This window comes from Streptomyces sp. NPDC005151 (genome assembly GCF_053599875.1).
Genome location: NZ_JBSFYR010000193.1, coordinates 1 through 5,459, shown reverse-complemented (window position 1 = coordinate 5,459; position 5,459 = coordinate 1). Strand labels below are relative to the sequence as shown.

The window sequence follows — 5,459 nt, the reverse complement described above, 5'->3', positions numbered from 1 at the left end:
GCCGAGTACGAAGCCACCTACTACCTCCAGAACCAGCCAAAACCGCTGGTCACAGCCACAACTTAGAGTCTCTACCGAACCCGGAACGATTCAGCCTCGGGGCCCGCACCGCCCGGCAGGCATCCCTACTCCTTGAGGTCTGGGCCTTCGCCTCCTGCAACACCTCCACCAGGCGGGCGTGCAGGCTCGGCCACGGTGTCTCGTTCTGGTGTTCTGCCGGTTCGTCTACCTTTGACCCGGGTACCGGTTGGGAGGGCGCGGGCGACGGTGTGGGGAGGCCTACTCCCGCACCGCTGCACGCCGGCTGGGCCATGCACGCTGAGGTTTCGGCCGGGACGCCACCGGACCGCCCCCTGGTGGCGGTGAGATGGGCGCTCCTGAGAGTGCTCAGCCGGCCACTGCCTCCTGCTGAGAGTCGGCCGCAGCAGGCTCCGAAGCAGCGGTCGCGGTGTAGAAGACGGACGATCCCTGCTTGGTGCGCTGAGCCTGGCTCTTGGCGACCAGCCCTTCGAGAGTGGTACGCACAACGGTGGTCTTCACGCCGCGGTCAGGGTGGGCCTTCGTGAGCGCGGCGGAGATTTCGGTGGCGGAACGCGGCTCGCTCTGCTGCTCCAGGTGACCGCGGATCAGGTTGACGAGGGTCGGCTTGGTGTCTGCCTTGGGTGCCTTCGCGGACGAGGCTTTCGCGGACGATGCCTTGGCAGCGCTCTTCTTGGATGCCGTCGCCTTTGCACTCGTGGCGGCCGCCTTCTTCGGCTTGCTCTGCCGGGGTTCGGGGGTGGCCTGGCGCGGCACGGTCGGCGCGGCCGTGGTGTCCGCCTCGCCGGCGGGGCTCGCGCCGCCAAGTGCATCCTGCATGCTCACCAGCACGGAGTGGTCGTGCTGCAGGGCACCCAACTGCTCCTGCAACGCCTCGATTTCCGCACTGAAACGTTCCTGCTCCTTGACGTTGCGCTCAAGGTCGCCCGTCACCTGGGCGATGTACTGCGACGCCAGTCCTGTGGCGTGGACCTGAATTTCAGACATGTCATGGGCCTTTCTGCAGCTCGCGGGTACGGCGGTGAAAAGCACGAACCCGGTCCGCGAGCGGGTGGAGGCAGGTGCCCCGTCTGTGCTGACTGGGACACCCGCAGGACATAACTGCCGCAATGTGCAGCAGTGTCTGGAGATAGTACGCACGAGTAGAGCCCTGATGTGCCAGTCGAGTGATGTCTCACCCTTCTCTTCAGGGTGAGGAACCAACAGATGCGGGGTATGCAACGACGAGGCTGACCGGGGCGCTGTCACTGCTGAACCGCCGTGCGGCCCACCCGGGCCGGGGGAGACAGGGCCCCGGGAACCGGGACCGAGAACCTCCAGGGGGCGGCAGGTATTGCCGCCGCCTGCCGCTGAAAATTTGCCAGGTCGAATATCGGCGCAGGTAGCGCGGGTGGTCGAACCCTGCTCTGAGCAGCGGTGCGGCGGCACTCTTGATAGCCTCTGCTCGGACTTGAAGGGGCACTCGCCACATTGTGGCCACTGCCCCTCTCTTTTGCCCGCACACCAATGATGTGCGGGCTTTCTGCGCATTCCATATCCATCCGGCGACGCGTCCAGCGATCACGCCCGAGCTTCTGGTGCCCCGACGCGAGGCGGCAGTACGTCAGCCAGCATCTGCTGATGGCCCTGGGCACCGAGGCGGCCAGGGGTGTCGCTCATGTGCTCGCGTTGGCCGTGGTGGCGGGCGAGAGCTCGCCGGCCACGCGGATGGGGCTGAGCACCAGTGGACACGGATGGGAATCCCTTGCTGACCGCCGCCCGGTTGCCGGTCCAACCTACGGCCAAGCCCGCCATGATTCTGGCCCAGCTGCTCCAGTTGTTCGCCGATGGTGTCGATGCGCACACACGTGGGCGAGCATCTCCCTCATCATGGACTCTCCCCTGATGAATCCGTCCTTACCAACGACGGCCGCCGTCGTGTCAGGTAGGTCGTGTGGCTGGCGAGCAGCTGCCAGCGCCGGGTGAGGCGTCACACGGCTGCTTGTCAGAGCCGTCCGTCATGCTCAGCGACATGAACGAGAACACCTTCTGGCAGTTCATCGACGACTGCAGACCTCCCACACCCGATCCCGACGCGCAAGAAATGGCCGCTGCGCTGACGGCACGTCTGTCTGCCGGGCCACTCGCAGCGGTCATCGGGTTCGCCGAACGGCTGTCGTGGGCGCTCTACCGGCTGGACCGCAAGGAGTACGGGCGCGAACTGTCGAGCGACAGCTTCCTCTACACGCGCGCGGCCGTCGTGGCTGCCGGACGTGAAACGTACGAGATCGTGCTCCAGGACCCGGCGCGCTTCGTTCCGTACGCCACCGGTCTCATCTGGGCGGAGAGCCTGCTCTACGTGCCGGACCGGGTATACGAGCACATTACCGGTGAGGAGTGGGATCGTCGCACTCGCTACTCCTACGAGTCCTACTCGAACACTGCGGGATGGGTCGACGCGTAGCCCCACCAGATCAAGTCGTGCCGACAGAGCACCGGAATCCGTGACCTTCCGATGTCGGGCGGGACGGCACTGCGGCGATCATCTGCAGCATTTCTGTGGCAAGCCTGTCCGGTGCGCCGTCGCCACCTCCCGCGGCTGTCGCCGGCGGCGCCGACGCGAGTTGCGCGCTGTCTCTATACCCGTGAGCAGAGTTCTCATTTACGAGGCGCGTCCCAGGACACGTCTTCCGTGATCGGTTCGAATGTCCATGCTCCGACGGCGTTCACGGACACGAGACGGTCGAGTGTCGCGGTCAACGTGTTCCGGTCGAGTCCGCAGGTACGGGTCAGGTGATCCGCTTCCATGCTGGTCCGCCCGGCGTCGGGGGAGTGGTGCGCGGCGAGCACCAGTGCGGTCAGACGGTCTGCGGCCGGCGAGGCCCCGCGGGACAGGCCCTGTTCCAGCCGTGCGTAGTACGAGACGCTGACGCCCTCCAGCTGGGCCAGTTCCTCGCGCCGGAGCCCGGCCACCCGCCTGCGGGGCCCGAGGTCGCGCAGGCCGACGTCCTCGGGTCGCAGCCGCGTCCGTCGGGCTTGGAGGAAGGCGCCGAGTGGGCCGGGTCCGTTCATTGCCCCAGTATTTGGTGCGCGGCCCGATCCCAGCCACACCCTGCGAGGGGTAGGACAACCCGGGAGTGGTTCGTGCCCGTCCGCGTGTCCATGCTCGGTCTCATTCGGCCACGCACCCCGGACCCGAGGACGGACCACATGGATCAGAACCCGGAGCAGATCACCCTTGGCGACGTCACCATCACCCGCATCAAAGAGTTTTACGGCTCGGTCGAGATGCCCCCGGGCCAGTTCTTCCCGGACAGCCCCGACGGCTCGTGGGACGAGCACCGCGACTGGCTGGCGCCCGACTTCTGGAACCCGGAGACCGGCGAGTGTCGTACGGCGATCCAGTCCTGGCTGCTGCGCAGCGAGGGGCGCACGATCCTCGTCGACACCGGCGTGGGCAACCACAAGGACCGGCCCTACGCGCCGGTGTGGAGCCGCCTGGACACGAACTACCTCGACAACCTCGCCGCCGCCGGGGTGCGACCCGAGGAAATCGACATCGTGGTCAACACCCACCTGCACATCGATCACGTCGGCTGGAACACCCGCCTCGACGGCCGGACCTGGGTGCCGACCTTCCCGAACGCCACGTACCTGATGACCCGGCGGGACTTCGAGTTCTGGGACCCGGCCAACGAGAACAAGACCGTGTTTGGCCGCGGGAACCAGAATGTCTTCGAGGACAGCGTCACGCCGGTCCACCAGGCGGGGCTGACGCGTCTGTGGGAGGGGACGTACCGGATCGACAAGAACCTGCGGCTCGATCTCGCTCCTGGGCACACCCCCGGCGCGTCCGTGCTCACCCTGGAATCCGGCGGCGATCAGGCCCTGTTCGTCGGGGACCTGGTGCACACCCCGCTGCAAATCGCAGAGCCGGAGACCAACTCCTGCTTCTGCGAAGACCCGGCACAGTCCCGCGCGACCCGGCACAAGCTGCTCGGCCGCGCCGCCGAGAACAACGCGCTCGTGTTCCCGGCGCACTTCGGAGGCCAAGGCGCCGCGGAGGTCGCGCGCAGCGGATCGAAGTTCGCGATCAAGGAGTGGGCGGGCTTCTCCCGCATCTCCTGATGTCCCCCTTCAGAGAGGAAGTGTGTCCCATGCCCCAACAGGCAGATCCGGTCGTCGAAACCCCGGCGGGCGCTACCGCGCCCTCCCCTACGCGGCGGCACCGACCGGCGCCGGCCGTTTCGCCCCGCCCGCACCGCATCCGGGCTGGTCCGGTGTCCGCGACGGCAGGCAGCCCTCGCCCACGGCTCCCCAGCCGGCCCGCGACTTCGGCCAACTCGACATGATCCCCTACTTCGGGCCGGGCTGGGTGCCCGGCGAGGAGTACTGACCGTCGATGTCCACACGCCTGCCGCCGACGGCGGCAGGCGCCCCGTCATGGTCTTCGTGCACGGCGGCGGGTTCGTCACCGGCTCGAACCGCGCCGCGCTCTACGACGGCAGCGCGTTCGCCCGCGACGACATCGTCCGTGACGGTGAACTACCGCCTCGGCATCCCCGGGTTCCTCGATCTAGCGGGTGCTCCGGCCAACCGCGGACTGCTCGACGTACTCGCCGCACTCAGCTGGGTACACGACACAGTTGCGACATTCGGCGGCGACCCCAAGAACGTCACGGTCTTCGGCCAGTCCGCGGGCGCCACGCTCACCGGCGCGCTGCTCGCGACACCGGAGGCCAAGGGCCTGTTCCGGCGAGCGATCGTCCAGAGCGGCAACGGCACCGGCGCGTTCACCCCGGAGCAAGCGCAACGGGTCACCGCCACGGCGGCTGCCGCGCTGGGCGTCGAACCGAGCGCCGAGGCGTTCGCCCCGATCCCGGACGAGCGCTTCCTGGCGATCCTGCCCGCACTGGCCGGCCTCGACCTCCGCACCAGCACCGCCACGGACCCGCTGGCCGGGCTCAGCCCCTTCAGCCTGGTCCTGCCGGTCCAGCCCGCCGAAGGTCTCGCCGACGGTCCGGCCGGCGACGTCGACCTGCTCATCGGCACCAACGCCGAAGAGGGGCACCTCTACCTCGTACCGCAGGGCGACCTGGAGTCCACCACGGAAGCGGACGTGCGCACCGTCGCCACCCGGGTGCATGTAGACCCGGAGACCGCCCTCGCCGCGCCCGGAGTGTCGCCGGTCGCCGAAGTCCGAGGCAACCGGTTGCGCCCGCAAGACTTCTCCGCCAATCGGCAACCAACCAGCCAGAGCTTCCAAGGCACTTGAGCACATGCTCAGGCGGCGCTCATGTACACGTGGAAGAGCTCAATTCGGTGCGGAATCTACATGAACGCTCCGGAGTGGGCCGTGGAGGAAGTCTTCGGGATCGAGCCGGAGCTGCTCAACGACGACCGTCTGGGCCGGGCCCTGGACGCCATCGCCCCGCACCTGA

3 protein-coding genes and 2 pseudogenes are annotated in these 5,459 nt (G+C 67.9%); 3 read left to right on the top strand and 2 right to left on the bottom strand.

Translation table 11 applies throughout. From position 1 onward, the window contains the following. Positions 1-387: 387 nt before the first annotated feature. The gene (locus ACWD6R_RS39675) at positions 388-1,026 is read right to left on the bottom strand and encodes a hypothetical protein (protein WP_451823203.1); all 639 of its coding nucleotides are present in this window, start codon (positions 1,024-1,026) and stop codon (positions 388-390) included. Positions 1,027-2,050: 1,024 nt separating this feature from the next. On the opposite strand from ACWD6R_RS39675, the gene ACWD6R_RS39670 reads away from it, so the two are divergent. Beyond that, positions 2,051-2,482, top strand: coding sequence for a DUF4240 domain-containing protein (locus tag ACWD6R_RS39670; RefSeq protein ID WP_451823202.1), 432 nt, complete (start codon positions 2,051-2,053; stop codon positions 2,480-2,482). 409 nt (positions 2,483-2,891) lie between these two features. Here the strand turns inward: ACWD6R_RS39670 and ACWD6R_RS39665 are convergent. Continuing rightward, positions 2,892-3,090 (bottom strand): annotated as a pseudogene (locus ACWD6R_RS39665) (transcriptional regulator); the annotation flags it as partial. A gap of 138 nt (positions 3,091-3,228) precedes the next feature. On the opposite strand from ACWD6R_RS39665, the gene ACWD6R_RS39660 reads away from it, so the two are divergent. Beyond that, entirely contained in the window at positions 3,229-4,146 is a 918-nt protein-coding gene (locus ACWD6R_RS39660) for an MBL fold metallo-hydrolase (RefSeq protein WP_451823201.1), read from the top strand. 22 nt (positions 4,147-4,168) lie between these two features. Beyond that, a pseudogene (locus ACWD6R_RS39655) lies at positions 4,169-5,191 on the top strand (carboxylesterase family protein); the annotation flags it as partial. Positions 5,192-5,459: the final 268 nt, after the last annotated feature.